The organism is Stutzerimonas sp. CXK-1 (assembly GCF_057738225.1).
The window spans coordinates 1,454,403-1,477,662 of record NZ_CM173217.1 but is presented as its reverse complement, the minus strand read 5'-3'; the positions used below and the strand labels follow the sequence as shown (position 1 = coordinate 1,477,662).

19 protein-coding genes are annotated in these 23,260 nt (G+C 66.1%); 9 read left to right on the top strand and 10 right to left on the bottom strand.

The features are described from left to right. Window positions 1-10 precede the first annotated feature (10 nt). From nqrE to AC0KXH_RS06960, 6 genes are all read right to left on the bottom strand, one after another. A complete protein-coding gene (gene nqrE, locus AC0KXH_RS06985; protein ID WP_041106134.1) occupies window positions 11-619 on the bottom strand; it encodes an NADH:ubiquinone reductase (Na(+)-transporting) subunit E in 609 nt (202 codons plus the stop codon). Next, window positions 619-1,287: an NADH:ubiquinone reductase (Na(+)-transporting) subunit D gene (locus tag AC0KXH_RS06980; protein ID WP_041106136.1), complete on the bottom strand. Its 669-nt coding sequence runs from the start codon at window positions 1,285-1,287 to the stop codon at window positions 619-621. The genes nqrE and AC0KXH_RS06980 overlap by 1 nt, the downstream gene beginning before the upstream one ends. A gap of 2 nt (window positions 1,288-1,289) precedes the next feature. Continuing rightward, a complete protein-coding gene (locus AC0KXH_RS06975; protein ID WP_041106138.1) occupies window positions 1,290-2,084 on the bottom strand; it encodes a Na(+)-translocating NADH-quinone reductase subunit C in 795 nt (264 codons plus the stop codon). Beyond that, window positions 2,077-3,288 (bottom strand): NADH:ubiquinone reductase (Na(+)-transporting) subunit B, encoded by a 1,212-nt coding sequence (locus tag AC0KXH_RS06970; RefSeq protein ID WP_488224399.1) that lies wholly within the window; start codon window positions 3,286-3,288, stop codon window positions 2,077-2,079. The genes AC0KXH_RS06975 and AC0KXH_RS06970 overlap by 8 nt, the downstream gene beginning before the upstream one ends. A 3-nt stretch (window positions 3,289-3,291) precedes the next feature. After that, window positions 3,292-4,629, bottom strand: a complete 1,338-nt coding sequence (locus AC0KXH_RS06965) for a Na(+)-translocating NADH-quinone reductase subunit A (protein WP_061340962.1) — start codon at window positions 4,627-4,629, stop codon at window positions 3,292-3,294. Window positions 4,630-4,918: 289 nt separating this feature from the next. Continuing rightward, a complete protein-coding gene (locus tag AC0KXH_RS06960) occupies window positions 4,919-6,370 on the bottom strand; it encodes a glyceraldehyde-3-phosphate dehydrogenase (RefSeq protein ID WP_041106143.1) in 1,452 nt (483 codons plus the stop codon). Between the two features lie 206 nt (window positions 6,371-6,576). On the opposite strand from AC0KXH_RS06960, the gene mfd reads away from it, so the two are divergent. From mfd to pdeM, 8 genes are all read left to right on the top strand, one after another. Further along, window positions 6,577-10,017 carry a transcription-repair coupling factor gene (mfd, locus tag AC0KXH_RS06955; protein WP_061338489.1) on the top strand — a complete coding sequence of 1,147 codons (3,441 nt, stop codon included), beginning with the start codon at window positions 6,577-6,579 and terminating at the stop codon, window positions 10,015-10,017. A gap of 9 nt (window positions 10,018-10,026) precedes the next feature. Next, entirely contained in the window at window positions 10,027-10,548 is a 522-nt protein-coding gene (locus AC0KXH_RS06950; protein ID WP_200292975.1) for a CsiV family protein, read from the top strand. A gap of 34 nt (window positions 10,549-10,582) precedes the next feature. Next, a complete protein-coding gene (locus AC0KXH_RS06945) occupies window positions 10,583-12,904 on the top strand; it encodes a DEAD/DEAH box helicase (RefSeq protein ID WP_488224398.1) in 2,322 nt (773 codons plus the stop codon). Window positions 12,905-12,979: 75 nt separating this feature from the next. After that, window positions 12,980-13,513, top strand: coding sequence for a hypothetical protein (locus AC0KXH_RS06940; protein WP_061338492.1), 534 nt, complete (start codon window positions 12,980-12,982; stop codon window positions 13,511-13,513). A gap of 125 nt (window positions 13,514-13,638) precedes the next feature. Next, window positions 13,639-14,664: a ligase-associated DNA damage response exonuclease gene (locus tag AC0KXH_RS06935; protein ID WP_488224397.1), complete on the top strand. Its 1,026-nt coding sequence runs from the start codon at window positions 13,639-13,641 to the stop codon at window positions 14,662-14,664. After that, window positions 14,661-16,358, top strand: a complete 1,698-nt coding sequence (locus AC0KXH_RS06930) for an ATP-dependent DNA ligase (RefSeq protein WP_488224396.1) — start codon at window positions 14,661-14,663, stop codon at window positions 16,356-16,358. The genes AC0KXH_RS06935 and AC0KXH_RS06930 overlap by 4 nt, the downstream gene beginning before the upstream one ends. 99 nt (window positions 16,359-16,457) lie before the next feature. Next, window positions 16,458-19,058: a ligase-associated DNA damage response DEXH box helicase gene (locus AC0KXH_RS06925; protein WP_041106157.1), complete on the top strand. Its 2,601-nt coding sequence runs from the start codon at window positions 16,458-16,460 to the stop codon at window positions 19,056-19,058. Continuing rightward, window positions 19,055-19,708, top strand: coding sequence for a ligase-associated DNA damage response endonuclease PdeM (pdeM, locus tag AC0KXH_RS06920; RefSeq protein WP_041106159.1), 654 nt, complete (start codon window positions 19,055-19,057; stop codon window positions 19,706-19,708). The genes AC0KXH_RS06925 and pdeM overlap by 4 nt, the downstream gene beginning before the upstream one ends. Here pdeM and AC0KXH_RS06915 read toward each other — a convergent pair. Further along, window positions 19,705-19,935, bottom strand: coding sequence for a hypothetical protein (locus AC0KXH_RS06915; RefSeq protein WP_041106161.1), 231 nt, complete (start codon window positions 19,933-19,935; stop codon window positions 19,705-19,707). The two genes, pdeM and AC0KXH_RS06915, sit on opposite strands and share 4 nt — an antisense overlap. A gap of 183 nt (window positions 19,936-20,118) precedes the next feature. On the opposite strand from AC0KXH_RS06915, the gene AC0KXH_RS06910 reads away from it, so the two are divergent. Continuing rightward, window positions 20,119-21,456: an erythromycin esterase family protein gene (locus AC0KXH_RS06910; RefSeq protein ID WP_488224395.1), complete on the top strand. Its 1,338-nt coding sequence runs from the start codon at window positions 20,119-20,121 to the stop codon at window positions 21,454-21,456. Window positions 21,457-21,528: 72 nt separating this feature from the next. Here AC0KXH_RS06910 and AC0KXH_RS06905 read toward each other — a convergent pair whose 3' ends face one another. The 3 genes from AC0KXH_RS06905 to mazG all read right to left on the bottom strand — a co-directional run bounded on the left by AC0KXH_RS06905 (window position 21,529) and on the right by mazG (window position 23,254). Further along, window positions 21,529-21,681 carry a hypothetical protein gene (locus tag AC0KXH_RS06905; protein WP_165563681.1) on the bottom strand — a complete coding sequence of 51 codons (153 nt, stop codon included), beginning with the start codon at window positions 21,679-21,681 and terminating at the stop codon, window positions 21,529-21,531. Between the two features lie 95 nt (window positions 21,682-21,776). Beyond that, entirely contained in the window at window positions 21,777-22,316 is a 540-nt protein-coding gene (locus tag AC0KXH_RS06900) for a DUF2058 domain-containing protein (RefSeq protein ID WP_041106164.1), read from the bottom strand. Between the two features lie 107 nt (window positions 22,317-22,423). Next, entirely contained in the window at window positions 22,424-23,254 is an 831-nt protein-coding gene (mazG, locus tag AC0KXH_RS06895; RefSeq protein ID WP_041106166.1) for a nucleoside triphosphate pyrophosphohydrolase, read from the bottom strand. Window positions 23,255-23,260 lie beyond the last annotated feature (6 nt).

The following is a 23,260-nucleotide window of genomic DNA, read 5'->3' as shown; positions in this document are numbered from 1 at the left end:
CATCCCGTCCTTACAGCTGTACGCCAGAGAAAGACATGAAGCCCAGCGACATCAGTCCGATGGTGATGAAGGTGATGCCCAGCCCCTGCAGCCCTTCCGGTACGTCGCTGTACTTCAGCTTCTCGCGGATGCCTGCCAGCAAGGCGATGGCAAGAGCCCAGGAAGCGCCGGAGCCGAGCCCGTAGACCATGCTCTCGCCGAGGTTGTAGTCACGCTCGACCATGAACAGCGTGCCACCCATGATGGCGCAGTTCACGGTGATCAGCGGGAGGAACACACCCAGCGCGTTGTACAGGCTGGGCACGTACTTATCGAGCAGCATCTCGAGGATCTGCACGATGGCCGCGATCACGCCGATATAGCTCAGGAGACCGAGAAAGCTCAGGTCCACATCCGGCAACCCGGCCCAGGACAATGCCCCGGCCTTCAGCAGGTAGGTGTAGATCAGGTTGTTGGCCGGCACGGTGACCGTCTGCACGACGATCACCGCGATACCCAGGCCAATTGCGGTTTCGACCTTCTTCGAAATCGCGATGAAGGTACACATGCCGAGGAAGAACGCCAGGGCCATGTTCTCGATGAACACGGCGCGGACGAACAGGCTGATGTAATGCTCCATTAGTAAGCCTCCTTGCTCGAGACTTGCGGCGCCATCTTGAAGGCAGGTTTCTCGACCTGTTCCTTCTTCCAGCTACGGATGCCCCAGATGATCAGACCGATGAGGAAGAACGCGGACGGCGGCAGCAACAGCAGGCCATTCGGCAGGTACCAACCGCCGTCGTTGACCACCGGCAGGATGGTGTAACCCAACAGTTTGCCGGCGCCGAACAGCTCGCGAACGATACCCAGCACGATCAACATGGCGCTGTAGCCCAGGCCGTTACCGATGCCATCGAAGAACGAAAGCAGTGGCGGGTTCTGCATGGCGAACGCCTCGGCGCGCCCCATCACGATGCAGTTGGTGATGATCAGGCCGACGAATACCGACAGCTGCTTGGACAGGCTGAAGGCATAGGCCTTGAGCACCTGGTCGACCAGGATCACCAACGAGGCGATGATCACCATTTGCACGATCATGCGGATCGAGCTTGGGATCTGGCTGCGGATCATCGAGATGAACAGGTTGGAGAAACCGGTCACCAGGGTCAGCGCGATGGACATCACCAGCGCGGTCTTCAGGTTCGAGGTCACCGCCAGTGCGGAGCAGATACCGAGAATCTGCAGACCGATCGGGTTGTTGGCGACGATCGGATTCAGGAGAACGTCTTTGACTTTGGGTTGCGACATGTTCAGGCCTCCCCGGCACGCAGGTTAGCGATAAAAGGACCGAAGCCGTTTTCACCGAGCCAGAAATGCAACAGGTTGTTCACACCGTTGCTGGTCAGGGTGGCCCCGGCAAGCGCGTCGACCTGATGGTCGGCCTTCGGGCTCTTCGGATCGACACCACCCTTGACGACCTGGATCGCCAGGTTGCCGTTGTCACCGAACAGCTCCTTGCCCGGCCAGAGGCCGCGCCACTTCGGATTGTCCACTTCGCCGCCGAGGCCGGGCGTTTCACCGTGCTGATAGAAGCCCAGGCCGGCAACCGTGTTCAGATCACCCTCGAGCGCCATGAAGCCGTACAGCGTGGACCACAGGCCATAACCACGGACCGGCAGGATCAGGGTATCGATCGCCCCCTCACCCTGCCCCTCGACGATGTACACGATGCTGTAACGCTCACGGCGCTTGATCGAGGCGATATCTTGCTCGGCCGGCAGAGCCTGCGACAGCTGCGGATCCTTGGCGGCGGCCAGCGGATCGAAGCTCTTGGCCTCGAACTCGTCGCTGAATTTGCCGGTTTCGAGATCGACCAGACGGGTGACGATGCGTTCATTGAACAGCTCGCGCACCTGCTTGCCGGACATGCCGGCTTCGCCCAGTCCGGCGATCGCAAGAATGCTGCGCTGCTTGTCCAGCAACGCGTTCTGCTGTTGCGTGGGTCGCAGCGCGACCGCCGCGCCGGCGACGAAGACCGAGCACACCAGGCAGACCAGCAGGGCTACCGTCAGCGTGCGAACGGTGGATTCTTTCTGACTAGACATTACGGGCCAGCCTCCGCTTGACGTTGGCCTGAACGACGAAGTGGTCAATCAAAGGCGCACAGAGGTTGGCGAACAGGATCGCCAGCATCATGCCTTCCGGGAACGCCGGGTTGACCACGCGGATGAGTACCACCATGACCCCGATGAGGATGCCGAACACCCACTTGCCGGTATTGGTCATCGATGCCGACACCGGGTCGGTGGCCATGAAGATCATGCCGAAAGCAAAGCCACCGGCGACCATGTGCCAGTACCAGGGCATGGCGAACATGGCATTGGTGTCCGAGCCGATCAGGTTGAACAGATAGCTGAGACCGATCATGCCGAGCATCACGCCGCTGACGATGCGCCAGGAAGCGATCTTGGTCAGCAGCAGCACAGCGCCACCGATGAAGATGGCCAGGGTGCTGGTTTCACCGATCGAGCCGTGGATGGTACCGACGAAGGCGTCCATCCAGGTGATGCCATTCTGCACCACGTTGTCGATACCACCGGCGAAGCCCAGGCTGAGCGTGGTCGCGCCAGCGAAACCGTCGACCGCTGTCCAGACCGCATCACCGGACATCTGAGCCGGATAGGCAAAGAACAGGAAGGCACGACCGGTCAGCGCCGGGTTGAGGAAGTTCTTGCCGGTGCCACCGAACACTTCCTTGCCGATCACCACACCGAAGCTGATGCCCAGCGCCACCTGCCAGAGCGGGATGGACGGCGGCAGGATCAATGCGAACAGCACCGACGTCACGAAGAACCCTTCGTTGACCTCATGCTTGCGGATCGAGGCGAACAGCACTTCCCAGAAGCCGCCGACAATGAAGGTCACTGCGTAGATCGGCAGGAAGTAAGCGGCGCCCTGAATGAAGTTGTCCCATAGGCTGTTCGGATCGAAACCGGCGAGCATCGCGGTCAACGCGAACTGCCAGTCGCCCTGGGCTTGCAGCAGATCGGGGTTGGCGGAATAGATCAGGTTCGCCTGATAGCCGGTGTTCCACATCCCGAAGAACATCGCCGGGAAGGTGCACAGCCAGACGGTGATCATCATGCGCTTGAGATCAAGACCGTCACGCACGTGCGCGGTGGTCTTGGTCACGCTGCCGGGGCGATAGAGAAAGGTGTCTGCCGCTTCATAGAGCGCGTACCACTTCTCGTACTTGCCGCCCTTCTCGAAATGGTGCTCGATCTTGTCGAGGAATGCGCGAATGCCCATGCCTTATCCCTCCTTCTCGATGCGGGTCAGGTTGTCCCGCAAGATCGGGCCGTATTCATACTTGCCGGCGCAGACATAGGTGCACAGCGCCAGGTCCTCTTCATCGAGTTCCAGACAGCCGAGCTTTTGCGCCATCTCGGTGTCGCCGACGATCAGCGAACGCAGCAGCTGGGTCGGCAGGATGTCCAGCGGCATGACCTGCTCGTAGTTACCGACCGGCACCATCGCGCGCGGGCTGCCGTTGGTGGTGGTGGTAAGCGCGAATTTCTTGGCGCCCATCAGCTTGGAGATGAAGATGTTCAGCACCGAGTGCTTGTCGGAGCCCGCACGCAGGTAGTGCAGCATCTCGCGCTCCTTGCCCTCGCGCAGGCACGACACCTGCTGGTGGTAGCGGCCGAGATAGGCGAACGCACCATGCGCGGTGCGGCCGCCGAGCAGCGAACCCGAGACCACGCGATTGGCTCCCGGCTGCAATTCACCGGCAGTGAGCTCGTCGAGGTTGGCGCCGAGGCGCGCGCGCACCAGGCGCGGCTTGTCGACGACCGGCCCGGCCAGCGAAACGACACGCTCTACCGAGAGCCGGCCACTGACGAACAGCTTGCCGATGGCAATGACGTCCTGATAGCCGATATTCCAGACACTCTTGGTCGCACTGACAGGATCGAGAAAGTGGATATGGGTACCCGCAAGCCCGGCCGGGTGCGGTCCCTGGAAGGCTTCGCTTCGGACCTTGGCCAAACCCTCGCCGGGCAGCGCTGCACCAGCAGCCTTGCACAGAAAGATCGGTGCGATATTGCCGAGCACTTTCAGGCCGTTTTCGAAGGCTTCCGGCTGCTCGCTGATGATCACGACAGGGTCGGCGGCCAGCGGGTGGGTGTCGATCGCCGTGACGAAGATCGAACTGGGCATGGCGTCGACCGCCGGCACCTTGCTGTACGGGCGAGTACGCAGCGCCGTCCACAGCCCGGACTGCTGGAGATTTTCGCGAACCTGTTCGGCGGACAGCGCCTCGAGTTGGGCGGCAGGATAGCTGGCAAACTCCAGCTGATCGTCACCTTCCAGGTCGATCACGACCGACTGCAGGACGCGTTTCTCGCCGCGATTGATCGCGCTGACCACGCCGGCACCCGGCGCAGTGTAGTGGACCCCGGGCGTTTTCTTGTCGGAGAACAGCACTTGTCCAAGCTTGACCCGATCACCCACTTGCACGGCCATGGTTGGCTTCATGGTCGGATAATCAAAGCCTATGACCGCGACGCTCCTGATGGGCCTGCCAGCCTCGATCCGCTGCGCGGGCTCCCCGGCGACGGGCAGATCCAGCCCTCGTTTTATATTGATCATCGGTTTGCCTAACCAATTAATTTATAAGCACTTTCCGCACCTGCGTGACAATCGCGGCCTAATAGCCGCTCCGCCACGCCGACATGACTTCGGCGCGGCGCTATGCCGCAGGTCCAGGTAAAAAATCCGCCCGATTATAGAGGTCTGCCTTGCCGCATGGCCACCCGAAGCAGGCTGCTTTTTGACTGCAGACAAGCAAACCCTGAATAACGCCCAGAGGAAACTCGACCTCTGGGTAATAAAAAAACGGGAGCCCTGAGGCTCCCGTTTTGTTGGCGACCGCTGGCGTTCAGCGCGGGAAGGCGGGTGGGTTGACCCCGGCCATTTCCTCCATGACGCGCACCACCTGGCAGCTGTAGCCGAACTCGTTGTCATACCAGACGTAGAGCACGACGCGGTTGTCGCTGCAGATGGTCGCCTCGGCGTCCACCACGCCAGCGTGGCGGGAACCGACGAAATCCGTTGAAACAACTTCCGGCGAGTTGACGAAGTCGATCTGCTTGTGCAGCTCCGAGTGCATGGCCACCTGACGCAGGTACTCGTTGATTTCGTCGCGGCTGGTCGCCTTCTCGAGGTTGAGATTGAGAATGGCCATCGAGACGTTCGGCGTCGGCACGCGGATGGCATTGCCGGTCAGCTTGCCCTTGAGCACCGGCAGCGCTTTCGCAGCCGCGGTCGCCGCGCCGGTCTCGGTGATCACCATGTTCAATGGAGCACTGCGGCCACGACGACTGCCCTTGTGGAAGTTGTCGATCAGGTTCTGGTCGTTGGTGTAGGAGTGGACGGTTTCCACGTGACCGTTGACGATGCCGTACTGGTCGTTCACCGCCTTGAGCACCGGCACGATGGCGTTGGTGGTGCAGGAAGCCGCAGAGATGATCTTGTCGTCGGCGGTGATTTCGCCGTGGTTGATGCCGTGGACGATGTTCTTCAGCTCGCCCTTGCCCGGCGCGGTCAACACCACGCGGGCGACGCCGGCACACTTGAGGTGCTGGCTCAGGCCTTCGGCATCACGCCATTTGCCGGTGTTGTCGACCAGCAGGGCGTTCTCGATACCGTACTGGGTGTAATCGACCGAAGACGGATCGTTCGAATAGATCACCTGGATCAGGTTGCCGTTGGCGCTGATGGTGTTGCTGGCTTCGTCGATGGTGATGGTGCCATTGAACGGGCCATGAACCGAATCGCGGCGCAGCAGGCTGGCGCGCTTCATCAGATCGTTCTCCGCCCCCTTGCGCACGACGATGGCACGCAGGCGCAGCCCGTCGCCGCCACCGGTCTTCTCGATCAGGATACGTGCCAGCAGGCGGCCGATACGGCCGAAACCATAGAGCACCACGTCGGTGCCCTTGTGTCCTGCGGCGGCATGACGCTTGTCGGCAACCGCCGACAGCTCGTCGCGCACGAACTGTTCCAGGCCGCGCCCTTCGCCCTTTTCCTTGTACTTGGCGATCATCTTGCCCAGGTCGATCGACGCCGCGCCCAGGTTCATCTCGCTCATGGTCTTGAGCACCTGGAAGGAATCGTGAACCGACAGCTCGGTCTCGTCAGCCAGACGGTGACGCGCGAAGCGATGGGCCTTGAGGATTTCGATGACCGAACGATTGATCAGGCCGCGTCCGTAGATCGAAGTCACCACGTTGTTGTTACGGTACAGCTGACCAATCAGCGGAATCATCGCTTCGGCGAGCGCTTCGCGGTCAATCCATTCACCAAGACACTGGTCGGGCTTCTGAGTCACGGGACAGTTCCTTCCACATGTAGGGGCTGAAAAAAGGGGCTACATTATGACGGCGCGCCAGGTGCGTGTCATCAGCCCTCCCCTGCCGGAAGATGAATGTCACTCCTTGGCGCCCGCCATTGTGCAGCGGACGAAACACTGACAGCCGCGCATGTCGATAGTTACAATCCCGCCGGCCTATTTTTCGATCGGAGCCACGCCCACTCGTGTCCGTCCTGCGCCTTGCGCCCCTGCCTGCCGCCGGCGGCAAGCAACACTGGGGCAACCTTTCCGGAGCTGCGCTGAGCCTGGCGATCGCCGAAGCCGCCAGCAACGCCAACCGATTCACCCTTCTGCTGACTGCCGATAGCCAGAGCGCCGACCGCCTGCAGGAAGAGCTCGCCTTCTTCGCCCCCGAACTCCCGGTGCTGCATTTCCCGGACTGGGAAACCCTGCCCTACGATCTGTTTTCGCCACACCAGGACATCATTTCGCAGCGCATCGACACGCTCTACCGCCTGCCGTCGCTGGCCCACGGCGTGCTGGTAGTGCCGGTCACCACGGCCCTACATCGGCTGGCCCCCAAGCGCTTCCTGCTCGGCTCCAGCCTGGTACTGGACGTCGGCCAGAAGCTCGAGGTCGAGGAGATGCGCACGCGCCTTGAGGCCGCCGGCTACCGTTGCGTCGACACCGTCTACGAGCATGGCGAGTTCGCCGTGCGCGGCGCACTGATCGACCTGTTCCCCATGGGCAGCGCGCAGCCCTATCGCATCGACCTGTTCGACGACGAGATCGAGACACTGCGCACCTTCGATCCCGAATCGCAGCGCTCGGTCGACAAGGTCGACTCGGTGCGACTGCTGCCGGCACGCGAGTTCCCGCTGAAGAAGGAAGCCGTCACGGGATTCCGTGCGCGCTTTCGTGAGCGCTTCGACGTCGATTTCCGCCGCTGCCCGATCTATCAGGATCTCTCTACCGGCATTACCCCTGCCGGCATCGAATACTACTTGCCGCTGTTCTACGACGAGACCGCGACGCTGTTCGATTACCTGCCAGACGACACCCAGGTGTTTTCCCTGCCCGGCATCGAGCAGGCCGCCGAGCAGTTCTGGAACGACGTGCGCAATCGCTACGAGGAGCGCCGCGTCGACCCCGAACGCCCCCTGCTGCCGCCGGCCGAGCTGTTCATGCCGGTGGAAGACTGCTTCGCGCGGCTCAAGCACTGGCCGCGCGTGATCGCCAGCGCACAGGACATCGAGCCGGGCGTGGGCCGGCAACGCTTCTCGGTGCAGACGCTGCCGGACCTGGCCATCGAAGCCAAGGCTGGCGAGCCGCTCGGCAAGCTGCGCCGCTTTCTCGACGAATACCCCGGCCGCGTCCTGTTCAGCGCCGAATCGGCCGGGCGCCGTGAGGTGCTGCTAGAGCTGCTGGCGCGACTCAAGCTGCGCCCGGTCGAGGTCGACGGCTGGCCCGGGTTCCTGCAAAGCCCGGAACGCCTGGCGATCACCATCGCACCGCTCGACGAAGGCATGCTGCTCGATGACCTCGCACTGATCGCCGAAAGCCCGCTGTTCGGCCAGCGCGTCATGCAGCGGCGGCGGCGGGAAAAGGGCCGCGACGGTGGCGACAACGTCATTCGCAACCTCACCGAGCTGCGCGAAGGCTCGCCGGTGGTGCATATCGACCACGGCGTCGGGCGTTACCAGGGGCTGGTCACGCTGGAGATCGAAGGCCAGGCGCAGGAATTCCTGCTGTTGCAGTACGCCGACGACGCCAAGCTCTACGTGCCGGTGTCCAGCCTGCACCTGATCGCCCGCTACACCGGTAGCGACGATGCGCTGGCGCCGCTGCACAAGCTCGGCTCCGAACAATGGCAGAAGGCCAAGCGCAAGGCCGCCGAGCAGGTACGCGACGTCGCTGCCGAACTGCTGGATATCTACGCGCGGCGCGCGGCGCGCCAGGGCTACGCATTCACCGATCCGCAGGTCGATTACGAAACCTTCGCCGCCGGCTTCCCGTTCGAGGAAACCCCCGACCAGCAAGCGGCGATCGATGCGGTGCGGGCCGATATGCTCGCGCCAAAACCGATGGACCGGCTGGTCTGCGGCGACGTCGGCTTCGGCAAGACCGAAGTCGCCATGCGTGCGGCCTTCATCGCCGTGCACGGCGGTCGGCAGGTCGGCGTACTGGTACCGACCACCCTGCTCGCCCAGCAGCACTACAACAGCTTCCGCGACCGCTTCGCCGACTGGCCGGTGCGCGTCGAGGTAATGAGCCGCTTCAAGTCCGCCAAGGATGTGCAGAACGCCATCGCCGAACTCGCCGAGGGCAAGATCGACATCCTCATCGGCACCCACAAGCTGCTGCAGGACGACGTCAAGTTCAGCAATCTGGGGCTGGTCATCATCGACGAGGAGCACCGCTTCGGCGTGCGCCAGAAGGAGCAGCTCAAGGCGCTGCGCAGCGAGGTCGACATCCTCACCCTGACCGCCACGCCAATTCCGCGCACGCTGAACATGGCAGTGGCCGGCATGCGCGACCTGTCGATCATCGCCACGCCGCCGGCGCGGCGCCTGTCGGTTCGTACCTTCGTCATGGAGGCAAACAACCCGACCATCAAGGAAGCGCTGCTGCGCGAGCTGCTGCGCGGCGGCCAGGTCTATTACCTGCACAACGACGTGAAGACCATCGAGAAATGCGCCGCGGATCTACAGACGCTGGTGCCCGAGGCACGCATCGCCATCGGGCACGGGCAGATGCGCGAGCGCGAACTCGAACAGGTGATGAGCGACTTCTACCACAAGCGCTTCAACGTGCTGGTGGCCTCGACCATCATCGAGACCGGCATCGACGTGCCCAGCGCGAATACCATCATCATCGAGCGGGCCGACAAGTTCGGCCTGGCCCAGCTGCACCAGCTGCGCGGCCGCGTCGGGCGCAGCCACCACCAGGCCTATGCCTACCTGCTCACGCCGCCGCGCAAGCAGATGACCGACGATGCGCAGAAGCGCCTGGAAGCCATCGCCAACGCCCAGGATCTCGGCGCCGGCTTCGTCCTGGCGACCCACGACCTGGAGATCCGCGGCGCCGGCGAACTGCTCGGCGAAGGCCAGAGCGGCCAGATCCAGGCGGTCGGCTTCACGCTCTACATGGAGATGCTCGAGCGTGCGGTCAAGGCCATCCAGAAAGGCGAGCAACCCAACCTCGAGCAGCCACTGGGCGGCGGCCCGGAGATCAACCTGCGCCTGCCGGCGCTGATTCCCGAGGACTACCTGCCGGACGTGCATGCGCGGCTGATTCTCTACAAGCGCATCGCCAATGCGGCCGACGAGGACGGTCTGAAGGAGCTGCAGGTGGAAATGATCGACCGCTTCGGCCTGTTGCCCGAGCCGACCAAGAACCTGGTGCGTCTGACGCTGCTCAAGCTGCAGGCCGAGAAGCTCGGCATCGTCAAGATCGACGCCGGGCCGCAGGGCGGGCGCATCGAGTTCTCGGCCGACACCTCGGTCGACCCGATGGTGTTGATCAAGCTGATCCAGAGCCAGCCCAGTCGCTACAAGTTCGAGGGCGCTACGCTGTTCAAATTCCAGGTCCCGATGGAGCGGCCGGAAGAACGCTTCAATACGCTCGAAGCGCTGCTCGAACGCCTCGCCCCGACAGACCAATAAGGACGCTCTATGCGGTTGTCGTACTGCGCCGCCGTGCTGGCGGCGCTGTTCTGCTCGCCCCTGCTGGCCGAGCAGCAATACCGGATCGAACTCATCCTGTTTCGCCAGGGCCCGGTCCTGCTGGCCAGCCGGCCGGCACCGGACGACTGGGCGCAAGGCGCGCGGCTGCTGGGTAACCGCGACTATCGCGAACCGGCCCTGATGGCCCTGGCGGCGCAGCTGGTACCCGATCAGGGCTACCAGGTCCTGCTGCATCGTGCCTGGCGGCAACCGATTACCCACGCTACGCAACCGGTCGCACTCGTCGCGGGCGAACGGCACTACGCGCACTACCCCGTGCAGGGCACCTTGCGCCTGCAGCCCGGACAATACGTGACCGCCGAAGCGACCTTCTGGATCAACCGCTTCGGCGCTTATGGCGAACTGCTCGGCAGCGAGCGCCTGAGCACGCGGCGGCGCCTGGAGCCGAACCGGCTCAACTTCCTCGACAACCAAGGCCTCGGCCTGCTGATCAAGGTCACGCCGCCATGAGCGGTTGCGCAGCTCGCCAATGCGGGAGCGACGCGTGACGGCGCCCCGGGCCGAACGCCTGGTCGATGACCTGCAGCCCGCTCCGAGGCTCAGCCTTGGCAGCCACCTGGCGATCAACTACCAGCCAGGCAGCCAGCGCATGGTCAGCGAATACCAGCACCGCGCCGGGTTGAGCTTCGTTTATGGCAACGCCATGGTGCACGGCAAGCGCGACGGCGAGCGCCTGCGCCAGCCGGACGGCGACGAGCTCCTGCTGATCGCCCGCCAGCCACAGACCGAGCAGGCCTTGCGGCGGCAGCTCGAGGCCCTCGGCTTTCGCGTAGCGCTGCGTCAGAGCCAGGCGCTGCCGAGGGATTCGGCGGAGATGTACCTGCTGCCCAACGAAGATGCCTGGCTGCGCTTCGTCCGCGAGCAGTTGCCGGAGCTGCGTCGCCAGGGCTGGCAGATCGACATGCATCCGGGGTTTCTGTACGACCTGACGCCCATCGATGACTGGTACGCCGAAATCCAGGAAGGCGAAGCCGATAACGGCTTCGATCTCGATGTCGGCATTCTCGTCGACGGCCAGCGCATCGGGCTGCTTCCGGTACTGCTCAAGCTGATCCGCCAGCATGGCGATCTGCTGCGCCCTCGGCAGCTGCAGCAACGCAGCGACGACGACCAGCTGCGCATTCAGCTCGACCAGGCGCGGCGCAGCGATGGCCAGCCGTTGCAGGTACTGCTGCCCCTCGCGCGGCTGCGGCCGATCCTCGCCACGCTCGGCGAGCTGTATTTCGACGAGGCCCTCGAAGGCGGTCGGCTGCATCTGAGCCGCGAGGACGGCGCACGCCTGGCCGGCCTCGCCGACGCGGGGTTGCAGTGGCACGGCGGCGAAGCGCTGCGTGAAGCCGCGACCCGCCTGCAGCAGCTACGCCAGGCGCCCCTCTCGCCGCCCAGTGGGCTCGGTGCAGCGCTGCGGCCCTATCAGCTGCAAGGGGTGGCCTGGCTGCAGGCCCTGCGCGAGCTGCACTGTGGAGGCATTCTTGGGGACGACATGGGCCTGGGCAAGACGCTGCAGACCCTCGCCCACCTGCTGATCGAGAAGGAGGCCGGCCGCCTCGACCGCCCTGCGCTGGTGGTGATGCCGACCAGCCTGATTCCCAACTGGCAGGACGAGGCCGCACGCTTCGCCCCGCAGCTTCGGGTACTGGCCCTGCAAGGCAGCGGCCGACGCAAGCACTTCGCCCAGCTCGGCGAATACGACCTCCTGCTGACCAGCTACGCATTGCTGACCCGAGACATCGAATCGCTGCGCCAGCAACCGCTGCACCTGTTGGTGCTCGATGAAGCGCAGAACATCAAGAACCCGTCGGGCAAGGCCGCGCAGGCCGTGCGCCGGTTCGACGCCAGGCAACGGCTGTGCCTGACCGGTACACCGCTGGAAAACCATCTCGGCGAGCTCTGGGCGCTGTTCGATTTCCTCATGCCCGGCTGGTTGGGTGATGCCAAGGCCTTCAACCGCGACTACCGCGCACCGATCGAAAAGCACGGCGACCCGGATCGCCTGGCCCATCTGAAAGCGCGGATCGCACCGTTCCTGCTGCGTCGGCGCAAGGAGGAAGTCGCCAGCGAGCTGCCCCCCAAGAGCGAGATGGTCCACTGGGTCGAACTCAACGAGGCGCAGCGCGAGCGCTACGAGCATCTGCGGCTGGCCATGGATCGCAAGGTACGCGAAGAAATCGCCCGACGCGGGCTGGCCAGCAGCCAGATGGTCATCCTCGAGGCCTTGCTCAAGCTGCGCCAGGTTTGCTGCGACCTGCGACTGGTCAAGGGCGAGGCGGGCACCCCCAGACAGGGCGAGGGTTCCGCCAAGCTCGACAGCCTGCTCGACATGCTGCGGGAGCTGGTCGCCGAGGGGCGTCGGGTGCTGGTGTTCTCCCAGTTCACCTCGATGCTTGCGCTTATCGAGCAAGCGCTGCAGCGGCACGCCATCGGCTACCTCAAGCTGACCGGGGACAGCCGCGATCGGCGCACGCCGGTCGCGCGCTTCCAGCGCGGCGAGGCGCCGGTGTTCCTGATCAGCCTCAAGGCCGGCGGCACGGGCCTGAACCTCACCGCCGCCGACACCGTGATCCACTACGATCCCTGGTGGAACCCCGCAGTAGAGAACCAGGCCACCGACCGCGCCTACCGCATCGGCCAGGACAAACCGGTGTTCGTCTACCGGCTGATCACCCGCGGCACCGTCGAAGAGCACATCCAGCAGCTGCAACGGCGCAAGGCCGAGCTGGCGACCGGCGTGCTCGAGGGGGCTACCCGCGAGCTGCCCGAGCTGCAGCCAGGCGATATCGAGGCGCTCTTCGCACCGCTGCCCTGAAGCTGCATCCCAGGCTTTGCCCGCCGGCCGACATCGATTAACGTGCGCCAAGCCTTTCAAGGACGTGAACTCACCATGACCGACGCCCGCTACGAGATCGCCTTTTGCGGAGAGCTGCTGCCCGGGACCGACCCGGCTCAGGTCCGCGCCAACCTGGCCCGGCTGTTCCAGGCCGACGCCCAGCGCATCGCCCAGCTGTTCTCCGGGCGGCGCATCGTCATCAAGCAGAACCTCGACGCGGCCGGGGTGGACAAGTATCGACAGGCCATCGAGCGAGCCGGGGCACGGATCGAAGTCTGTCCGATGCCCGGCGAGATCGAGGAGATAGAGCTGGCGCCCCCGCCAGCGGCGGCCGCACCCGCACCGGTCGGTCGCCTCGAGGTGGCACCGCGCGACGAATACATGGCTGCCTTCGCCGAGGTGCAGGCACCTGACTTCGGTATCGCGCCGGTCGGTGCCGACCTGCAGGACGCCCGCCCCGCGGCCGCGGCACCGACCCTCGATCTTTCCCGTTTCGACCTGGCGCCGGTCGGCAGCGACCTCGGCGAGCTGCCCCGCGAGACGGCAGGCAGCGTGCCGGACATTTCGCATCTGACCCTGGCGAACTGAGCGCCGCTGGCGCAGCGCTTACACCAGGGTGTGCGACCGCGCTAAACCACGCCGCCGGCACGGCCAGCGAACTCGCGGGGCCGCGCCGGGTTCCAAACCAGCAAGCCCGCCACGCACCGTCTGCCATGGATCTTGTCGTCGCCCGCCCCGAAGGCCTGTACTGCCCGCCCGGTGATTTCTACATCGACCCCTGGCGCCCGGTCGAACGCGCCGTCATCACCCATGCTCACGGCGACCATGCGCGCTGGGGCATGGGGCACTACCTGGCCAGCCAGGACAGCCAAGGCATCCTGCGGGCACGCATCGGCGCCGATATGCCGCTGCAGACACTGGCCTACGGCGAAACCCTCGAGCATCACGGTGTTCGTTTGAGCTTTCACCCGGCCGGTCATGTACTCGGGTCGGCGCAGGTGCGCCTGGAATACCGCGGCGAGGTCTGGGTGGCCTCCGGCGACTACAAGGTCGAGCCCGATGCCACCTGCGCCGCGTTCGAGCCGGTGCGCTGCCATACCTTCATCACCGAGTCCACCTTTGGCCTGCCGATCTACCGCTGGCCGGCGCAGGCCGAGGTGTTCCGCGAGATCAACGACTGGTGGCGGGCCAACGCCGCGGTCGGGCGCACCAGCGTGCTGTTCAGCTACGCCTTCGGCAAGGCGCAGCGCATCCTCCACGGGCTGGAGGCCGGCATCGGTCCGATCGTCGTGCACGGCGCCGTCGAACCGCTGAACCGGGTCTATCGCGAAGCCGGCGTCGCCCTGCCGGAAACCCTCTACGCCGGGGACCTGGCGAAGAGCGACCCACGCCTGAGACAGGCCATTGTCATTGCGCCGCCGTCGGCTGGCGGGAGCACCTGGAAGCGCCGCTTCGGCGATTATGCCGACGCCTTCGCCAGCGGCTGGATGATGCTGCGCGGCACCCGCCGGCGGCGCGGCGTGGATCGCGGCTTCGTGCTCTCGGATCACGCCGACTGGCCGGGGCTGCTCTGGGCGATCGGCGAATCCGGCGCCGAACGAGTGATGGTGACCCATGGCTCGGTGGCGGTGCTGGTGCGCTATCTGCGCGAGGTCCGGGGGCTCGATGCACAGGCCTTCGAAACCGAGTACGGCGAGGAAGACGACGTGCCGGCACAACAGGGCGATACCCCGGCATGAGGGCGTTCGCCGATCTCTATGCGCGCCTGGACGCGACCACCTCGAGCAACGCCAAGCTTGCAGCGATGCGCGACTACTTTCGTGAGGCGCCGGCCGAGGATGCGGCCTGGGCGGTGTATTTTCTGGCCGGTGGCCGCCCGCGCCAGCTGGTGCCGACGCGGCTGCTGCGGGAAACCGCAATGGCCGTCGCCGGAGTGCCGGAATGGCTGTTCGAGGAAAGCTACCAGGCGGTCGGCGATCTGGCCGAAACCATCTCCCTGCTGGTCCCCGAAGCGACACAGGCCAGCGACGAGGGGCTGGCGGTGTGGATGCAGGAGCGATTGCTGCCGCTACGTGGCCTGCCCCCCGAGACACTGGCAGAGCGCCTGCCTACGCTCTGGGCGCAGCTGGACCGGCGCAGCCTGATGGTCAGCCTGAAGCTGATCACCGGCGCGTTCCGTGTCGGCGTGTCGCGCCTGCTGGTCACCCGCGCCCTCGCGGCGTTGGCTGATCTGGACCCCAAGCGCGTGGCCCAGCGCCTGGTGGGCTATACCGACCTCTCCCACCGCCCCGATGCCGAGGGCTATCGTGCGCTCATTGCCGCCGAATCCGAGCACGAGCACGCCCAGCGCGGCGGTCAGCCCTATCCGTTCTTTCTCGCCCATCCGCTGCAGGCGGTTCCGGAGCGCTTCGACGAGCTGCTTGGCCCGCCGGCCGACTGGCTGGTGGAATGGAAGTGGGACGGCATTCGCGCCCAACTGGTCAAGCGCGACGGAATGATCTGGATCTGGTCGCGCGGCGAGGAACTGGTCAGCGAGCGCTTCCCCGAGCTATGCGAACTGGCCGGTTGCCTGCCCGACGGCACGGTGATCGACGGCGAGATCGTGGTCTGGCAACAGCCCTCGCCGCAGGCCCGCCTGGCTGCCGATGATGAGGCCGAGTTGCCGGCCCCACGCTTCGGCGTCCAGCCCTTCGCCCTGCTGCAGCAGCGCATCGGCCGCAAGAACCTCACCGCCCGGGTACTGCAGGAGGCGCCGGTAGCGGTGCTCGCCTACGACCTGCTCGAGTGGGAAGGTGAGGATTGGCGCAAACGGGAACATCATCTGCGTCGTCGCCAGCTCGAGGCACTGGTCGAGCGCTGCGCGAACCCGATCCTGATGGCCTCGCCGCTGCTGGAGGCCGACAGCTGGGCCGAGCTGGCGCGCCAGCGCGAGGCTTCGCGTCGCCTCGGCGTCGAAGGGCTGATGCTCAAGGCACGCGCCGGCCAGTATGGCGTCGGCCGCACCCGCGATGTCGGGCTCTGGTGGAAATGGAAGGTCGAGCCCTACTCGATCGATGCCGTGCTCATCTATGCCCAGCGCGGCCACGGCCGCCGCGCCAGCCTCTATACCGATTTCACCTTTGCCGTCTGGGACGGCGCGCCGGGCGATCCCGAACGCAAACTGGTGCCCTTCGCCAAGGCTTATTCCGGGCTAACCGACGAGGAAATGCGCCAGGTCGACGCCATCGTGCGCAAGACCACCGTGGAGAAGTTCGGCCCGGTGCGCAGCGTCACGCCGACGCTGGTCTTCGAACTCGGCTTCGAGGGCATTGCCGCCAGCAGCCGGCACAAGAGCGGCATCGCCGTGCGTTTCCCGCGCATGCAGCGCTGGCGCCACGACAAGCCGGTGGAAGAAGCCGATACGCTGGAGACGCTCAAGGAGCTGCTGGGATGATCGCCCGGCCCTGCCACCCCGCCCCGGCTATCGACCGCGAGGCCAAGGCCGCTCCCAAGGGAATTGCCCCACTCGACCGCGAACCGGCACGGCACGCCCATGACTGACGCCACCGGCCTGTTGAGCGAGCAATGGTTCGCCGGTCGCGGCTGGCGGCCGTTCGCCTTCCAGCGTGAGGTCTGGCAAGCGATAGCCGATGGGGAATCCGGGCTGCTCCACGCCACCACCGGTTCGGGCAAGACCTACGCCGTCTGGCTCGGTGCGCTGAACCGCTTCGCGGCGAAGGCACCCGCCGCCAGCACGGCGGGCAAGCCGGCGCCGCTGACCGTGCTCTGGATCACCCCGATGCGGGCGCTGGCCGCCGACACGGCTCGCGCCCTGGAGGCGCCGCTGGAGCGGCTTGGCATCGCCTGGAGCGTCGGCCTGCGCACCGGTGATACCGACAGCGCCGAGCGGGCACGCCAGGGCCGACGCCTGCCCAGCGCGCTGGTCACCACACCGGAAAGCCTGACCCTGCTGCTGACCCGCGCCGACGCCCGACAGGCGTTCGCCGGGCTGCGCATGGTGGTCGTCGACGAGTGGCATGAGCTGCTCGGCAACAAGCGCGGCGTGCAGCTGCAACTGGCGCTTGCCCGCCTGCGTCAGTGGCAGCCGGAGCTGGTCGTCTGGGGGCTGTCGGCCACCCTCGGCAACCTGCCGCACGCGCTGGAAGTCCTGCTGCATCCCGGCGGCGGCCGGCTGGTCGAGGGGCGCGTGGACAAGCCGCTGACGATCGACTCGCTGCTGCCCGAAAGCATCGAGCGTTTCCCCTGGGCCGGGCACCTGGGCCTGCGCATGCTGCCGCAGGTGGTCGCCGAGCTGGACGGCGCCGCCACCTCGCTGGTCTTCACCAACACCCGCTCGCAGGCCGAGCTCTGGTACCAGGCGTTGCTCGATGCGCGGCCGGACTGGGCCGGGCTGATCGCCCTGCATCACGGCTCGCTGGCCCGTGAAGTGCGCGACTGGGTCGAATTCGGGCTCAAGGAAGGTCGGCTCAAGGTTGTGGTCTGCACCTCGAGCCTGGATCTCGGGGTGGATTTCCTGCCGGTCGAGCGGGTGCTGCAGATCGGCTCACCCAAGGGCGTGGCGCGCCTGCTGCAGCGCGCCGGCCGTTCCGGCCACGCGCCGGGGCGCACCTCGCGGGTGACGCTGGTGCCCACCCACAGCCTGGAAGTGGTCGAGGCCGCCGCTGCGCAACGCGCCGTGGCCGAGCGGCGTATCGAGGCGCGCGAGGCCCCGCACCAGCCGCTCGACGTGCTGGTGCAGCACCTGGTGAGCATGGCGCTGGCCGGCGGCTTTCACCCGGATGCACTGCTCGCCGAGGTGCGTCAGGCCTGGTCCTACCGCCAACTGCCGGCCGCGCACTGGCAATGGGCGCTGGCCTTTGTGCGCCACGGCGGCGAATCGCTGACTGCCTATCCCGACTACCAGCGCGTCGAACCGGATGACTCGGGGCTGTGGAAGGTGCCCAGCCGGCGCGTCGCACTGCGCCATCGCATGAGCATCGGCACCATCGTCAGCGATGCCAGCCTGACGGTGAAGTTCTGGGCCAAGGGCGGCGGCGGCCGCTCGCTGGGCTCGGTCGAGGAAGGCTTCATCGCCCGGCTGCGCCCCGGCGACTGTTTTCTCTTCGCCGGGCGCCTGCTGGAGCTGGTGCGCGTGGAGAACATGACCGTCTACGTCAACCGCGCCAGTGGCCGCAAGGCCGCCGTGCCACGCTGGAACGGCGGGCGCATGCCACTCTCCAGCGAGCTGGCCGACGCAGTGGTCGAGCAGCTCGGCGCCGCCGCGCACGGCCGCTTCGCCAGTCCCGAGATGCAGTTGGTGCAGCCACTGCTCGCGGTGCAGCAGGCCTGGTCGGCGCTGCCGGGCGAAACGACGCTCCTCGCCGAAGTACTGAAATCACGCGAAGGCTGGCACCTTTTCCTCTATCCCTTCGCCGGCCGCCATGTGCATCTGGGCCTCGCCAGCCTGCTGGCCTGGCGCATGGGCCAGCGCCAGCCGGTGAGTTTTTCCATCGCCGTGAACGATTACGGCCTGGAGCTGTTGGCCCCTACCGAGGTGGACTGGCCGGGCGCGCTCGGCAGCGGCCTGTTCCACACCGAGGGGCTGCTGCACGACGTGCTCGCCAGCCTCAACGCCGGCGAGCTGGCGCGCAGGCGCTTTCGCGAGATCGCCCGCATCGCCGGGCTGGTGTTTTCCGGTTACCCCGGCGCGCAGAAGAGCGCACGCCAGCTGCAGGCTTCCAGCGGGCTGTTCTTCGATGTGTTTCGCCAGTACGACCCTGGCAACCTGCTGCTCAGCCAGGCCCAGGAGGAAGTGCTGCGTCAGGAGCTCGAACTCGACCGCCTGCGCCAGACGCTCGAACGGCTGCAGCAACGCCGGCTCGATCTGCGTCAGGTCAGGCGCCCGACGCCGCTGGCCTTCCCGTTGCTGGTCGAACGCTTCCGCGAAAGCCTGAGTTCGGAGAAACTCGCCGACCGCATCCGCCGCATGGTCGCCGAACTGGACAAGGCGGCCGGCCCGGGTGGTTACCAGCCCGAGCCCGCCGCGGTGCCGGCCGTCGAACGCGAGACGCCGCGCCCTCGACGGCCGCGAACAGGCAAGGACGGCCGCCCGCGACAGAAGAAGAAGCCCCCAGGACTCAGCCCAAGCCCGTGACTGCGCACCTCGCCATCGACCTTTGTGCCACCGAACTCTGGTTGCTTGCCGACAAGGCACTCTATTGGCCGGAACCGCAGGCGCTGCTGATCGCCGACATCCATTTCGGCAAGGCCGCCGCCTACCGCCGGCTCGGCCAGCCAGTCCCGAGCGGCACCACCGAGACCAATCTGGCGCGACTCGACGCCCTGCTCGCACGCTATCCCGCCAGACGGTTGATCTTTCTCGGCGACTTTCTCCACGCGCCCGAATCCCATGCGCCAGCGACCCTGGCGCAGCTTGCGGCCTGGCGTCATCGGCACGCCGGGCTCCGGCTGACGCTGATTCGCGGCAACCATGATCGACGCGCCGGCGACCCGCCGCCCGAGCTGGGCATCGAAGTCGTTGGCGAGCCCCTGCTGCTGGGCCCGTTCGCCCTGCAGCATGAGCCCGAACCACACCCGACGCACCATGTGCTCGCCGGCCACCTGCACCCGGCCTACCGCCTGCGCGGGCGCGGCCGGCAGAGCCTGCGCCTGCCGTGCTTCTGCCTCGGCGAACGGGTCAGCCTGCTGCCCGCCTTTGGCGATTTCACCGGCGCAGCCGAAATCGACGCCGGGCCAGGCCGGCGTCTGTTTCTGGTCGGGGATGGGGAAGTCTGGCCGCTCTAGGCCTGGGCGATGCCGGTGATGGTGATGCCGTACCGTTCGGCCAGGCGCGTGGCCGGGGTATCGTCGAGATCGGCATCGTGTTCGTGATTGAGGTCGGCTTCGTACTCGCGCTCCGCCTTGCGGGTAACCAGCTCCACCGCCTCATCGATGTCTGGCTGATGCTCGGAATCGGTTCGCAGCACTGCCGTGTTGCCGTCTTTGCTGTAGGTGATGATCCAAGTCGTCATGTCTGCCCCTCGTCGTTATGCGTGGCGTGCGAACCGCTCTGGCGCGCCCTCCTGCACAGTTAGAGACGGCCCCGAGTCTTTCAGTTCTGTCGGTGCCCGACGACTGCCTTCTGTCGAGTGGCACGAACGGTCGCGCGGACTACCCTGTCATCCATAGCACTGTTCGCCACAGGAGCAACCGACATGTCGCTCGTCAGCTCAGGCGCCACACCCTCGTCCGAAGACCAGATCGTCGACTGCCTCCGGCGTCACGCCATCGCCCTGCCTGCCCCGGAAGACGCCCATTTTGCCGACGCCTTCGAGCGCTTCGCCGACGCCCGCGTGGTCCTCATCGGCGAGGCCAGCCATGGCACCAGCGAGTTCTACCGCGCTCGGGCAGCGATCACCCGGCGGCTGATCGAGCGGCACGGCTTCAACATCATCGCCGCGGAAGCGGACTGGCCGGATGCGGCGCAAATCGACGCCAACGTCCGCCATGGTCAACCGGCGACCTGGATCGACGAAGCCTTCAAGCGCTTTCCCACCTGGATGTGGCGCAACCGCGAAGTGGCAGACTTCGCCGCCTGGCTACGCGAACACAACGACGCCCTGGCGCCGGCCGAGCGCGTGGAGTTCCGCGGGCTGGACGTGTACAGCCTGGGCAGCTCCATCGAGCAGGTGTTGCGCTATCTGGACCAGATCGACCCGGACGCCGCCGACGAAGCCCGGCGTCGCTACGGGTGCCTGACGCCCTGGCAGGACGAGCCGGCCGGCTACGGCCACAACGTGATGCTCGGCGAGCCCTCTTGCGAGAACGCCGTGGTCGAGCAGCTGAGCCGCCTGCTCGAACAGCGTTTGACCTACAGCGCGCGCGACGGCGAGCGCTTCTTCGATGCCGAACGCAACGCGCACGTCGTGCGCGCAGCCGAGCAGTACTACCGCGCCATGTACCGGCGTTCGAGCGAATCCTGGAACCTGCGCGACCGGCACATGTTCGACACCCTGCGTGCGCTGCTGGCGCATCGCGGGGCGACCGCCAAGGCGGTGGTCTGGGCCCACAACTCGCACATCGGCAATGCCGCGGCGACCTCGATGGGCTGGGATGGCGAATTCAACATCGGCGAGCTGTGCCGCACGGCCTTCGGCCGGGACGCGGTGCTGATCGGCATGGCCACCGACCATGGGCAGGTGGCGGCGGCCGACAACTGGGACGAAGCGATGCGCATCAAGGACGTGCTGCCGTCGCGCCCGGACAGTTGGGAGCAGCTGTTCCAGCGCTGCGGGCTGCCGGCGTCGCTGACCGACTGGCGTGGCCCGGGTAGCCATACGCTACGCGAGCAGCTGGCGCAGCCCCGCCTGGAGCGCGCCATCGGCGTCATCTACCGGCCGCAGACCGAACGCCAGAGCCATTACTTTCGCGCGGTGCTCGCCGAGCAGTTCGATGCCCTGGTGTGGTTCGAGAAAACCGCGCCGGTCGTGCCGATCGGCCCGCAGCAGCCGGACCTGCAGGCGCTGCCCGACACCTATCCGTTTGCCGAATGACCGCACCGGCCCGCGTTCGGCGGGCCGTGCTGGCAGGCCGTCAAGGCGTCGCTTGGGCGCGACGCCGCCAGGTCAGGCCACCGGTGCCGGTGGCGGCTGATCGGGCACCGTCGGTTCGCCCGGTTCCTGCGGCAGGTCCGGCACGCCGGGTTCTTCGGGATCGCCCGGCACGCCGGCGGCGCGCCACTGCAGGTCCCGGTCGTTGATGGTTGGTTGCGCTGACATCGGCTCTCCCTCCACGTCTGCCACCCGGTTGGCGGGCGGTCCTCCAGTAGAGGGCGGCGCAGCGCTTTTCTATCCGCCCTTCCGTCGGCGCGGCCTCACCACATCAGGTCGTCCGGGACCTGATAGGCGGCGTACGGATCGTCCGCATCGACTTCCTCGGTACGGGTGTTGAGCAGCACCACCCGGCGCGGGTCGCGCTCCTGGATCTTCAGCGCGGCCTCACGCGGGATGATCTCGTAGCCACCGCCATGCCGCACGATGGCCAGCGAGCCGCTGGAGAGCTTGTCACGCATCAGGTTGTTGACCGAGATGCGCTTGACCTTCTTGTCGTCGACGAAGTTGTAGTAGTCGTCGGTGGTGAGCTTGGGCAGTCGGCTGCGCTCGATCAGTTGCTTGACCTGCGCGGCGCGAGCCTTCTGCTCGGCCTTCTCCTGCTGCTGGCGGTTGAGTTCCTGATCGCGCGCCTGTTTCTCGGCCTGCGCCTTGAGCGCCGCCTCGCGCTGGCTGTTGTCCTTTTCCACCTGGCCCTTCTTCTCCAGGCGCTGCTGCTTCTGCTGCTGCTTGGTGGCCTGCTTGGCCTGCTTTTCATTGACCAGGCCTGCCTTGAGCAGTTGGTCGCGAAGGGAAAGACTCATGGTTCGGCTCGTCTGTGGTGAAATCAAAGTGAACGCGGGGGATCGGTTCAGCGATCCAGCCCGGGATTGTGGTGGATGTGAAATGCGACATCCACCGTCACGGATCGTCAGCCGCAAGAAAGCGGCTGTTCGGCCTTCTTGGCTGCGTCCCAGAGCGCGTCGAGCTCCTCGAGATCGCAGCTTTCGGGGCTGCGCCCGGCGTCGCGCAGCGCCTGCTCGATGAAGCGAAAGCGCCGCTCGAACTTGCCATTGGCCGCGCGCAGGGCGTTCTCCGGGTCGACCTTCAGGTGGCGTGCGAGGTTGACGACAACGAACAACAGGTCGCCGATCTCCTCGGCGATCGCCTGCGGATCGTTCTCGCTCATGGCCTCGAGCACCTCGTTCAGTTCCTCGTGCAGCTTGTCGACCACCGGCAACGCTTCCGGCCAGTCGAAGCCGACGCCGGCGGCGCGCTTCTGCAGCTTTGCCGCTCGACTGAGCGCCGGCAGCGCGTGGGGCACGTCGTCGAGCAGGGAAAGCTGCTCCGGTGCGGCGGCCTGCTCGGCACGTTCTTCGGCCTTGATCTGTTCCCAGCGCTGTTTGATCGCCGCCTCGTCGAGCCGCGGCAGTTCGGGCGAGCCGTACAGGTCGCCATCGGGAAACACGTGCGGATGCCGGCGCACCAGCTTGCGAGTGATGGCATCGACCACAGTGGCGAAGTCGAAACGCCCCTCCTCACGCGCCAGCTGGCTGTAATAGACCACCTGAAACAGCAGGTCGCCCAGCTCGCCGGGCAGATGTGCGAAATCGCGCCGCTCAATGGCGTCGGCGACCTCGTAGGCCTCCTCCAGCGTATGCGGAACGATGCTGGCGTAATCCTGCTGCAGGTCCCAGGGGCAACCGTGCTGCGGGTCGCGCAGGCGGGCCATCAGGTGCAGCAGATCGGCGAGTTGGTACATAGAATT

Bases quoted from the DNA above. Each gene is read 5' to 3' on its own strand.
- nqrE (WP_041106134.1), bottom strand. From the start codon at position 619: ATGGAGCATTACATCAGCCTGTTCGTCCGCGCCGTGTTCATCGAGAAC.
- AC0KXH_RS06980 (WP_041106136.1), bottom strand. From the start codon at position 1,287: ATGTCGCAACCCAAAGTCAAAGACGTTCTCCTGAATCCGATCGTCGCC.
- AC0KXH_RS06975 (WP_041106138.1), bottom strand. From the start codon at position 2,084: ATGTCTAGTCAGAAAGAATCCACCGTTCGCACGCTGACGGTAGCCCTG.
- AC0KXH_RS06970 (WP_488224399.1), bottom strand. From the start codon at position 3,288: ATGGGCATTCGCGCATTCCTCGACAAGATCGAGCACCATTTCGAGAAG.
- AC0KXH_RS06965 (WP_061340962.1), bottom strand. From the start codon at position 4,629: ATGATCAATATAAAACGAGGGCTGGATCTGCCCGTCGCCGGGGAGCCC.
- AC0KXH_RS06950 (WP_200292975.1), top strand. From the start codon at position 10,027: ATGCGGTTGTCGTACTGCGCCGCCGTGCTGGCGGCGCTGTTCTGCTCG.
- AC0KXH_RS06940 (WP_061338492.1), top strand. From the start codon at position 12,980: ATGACCGACGCCCGCTACGAGATCGCCTTTTGCGGAGAGCTGCTGCCC.
- AC0KXH_RS06935 (WP_488224397.1), top strand. From the start codon at position 13,639: ATGGATCTTGTCGTCGCCCGCCCCGAAGGCCTGTACTGCCCGCCCGGT.
- AC0KXH_RS06930 (WP_488224396.1), top strand. From the start codon at position 14,661: ATGAGGGCGTTCGCCGATCTCTATGCGCGCCTGGACGCGACCACCTCG.
- AC0KXH_RS06925 (WP_041106157.1), top strand. From the start codon at position 16,458: ATGACTGACGCCACCGGCCTGTTGAGCGAGCAATGGTTCGCCGGTCGC.
- AC0KXH_RS06915 (WP_041106161.1), bottom strand. From the start codon at position 19,935: ATGACGACTTGGATCATCACCTACAGCAAAGACGGCAACACGGCAGTG.
- AC0KXH_RS06910 (WP_488224395.1), top strand. From the start codon at position 20,119: ATGTCGCTCGTCAGCTCAGGCGCCACACCCTCGTCCGAAGACCAGATC.
- AC0KXH_RS06905 (WP_165563681.1), bottom strand. From the start codon at position 21,681: ATGTCAGCGCAACCAACCATCAACGACCGGGACCTGCAGTGGCGCGCC.
- AC0KXH_RS06900 (WP_041106164.1), bottom strand. From the start codon at position 22,316: ATGAGTCTTTCCCTTCGCGACCAACTGCTCAAGGCAGGCCTGGTCAAT.
- mazG (WP_041106166.1), bottom strand. From the start codon at position 23,254: ATGTACCAACTCGCCGATCTGCTGCACCTGATGGCCCGCCTGCGCGAC.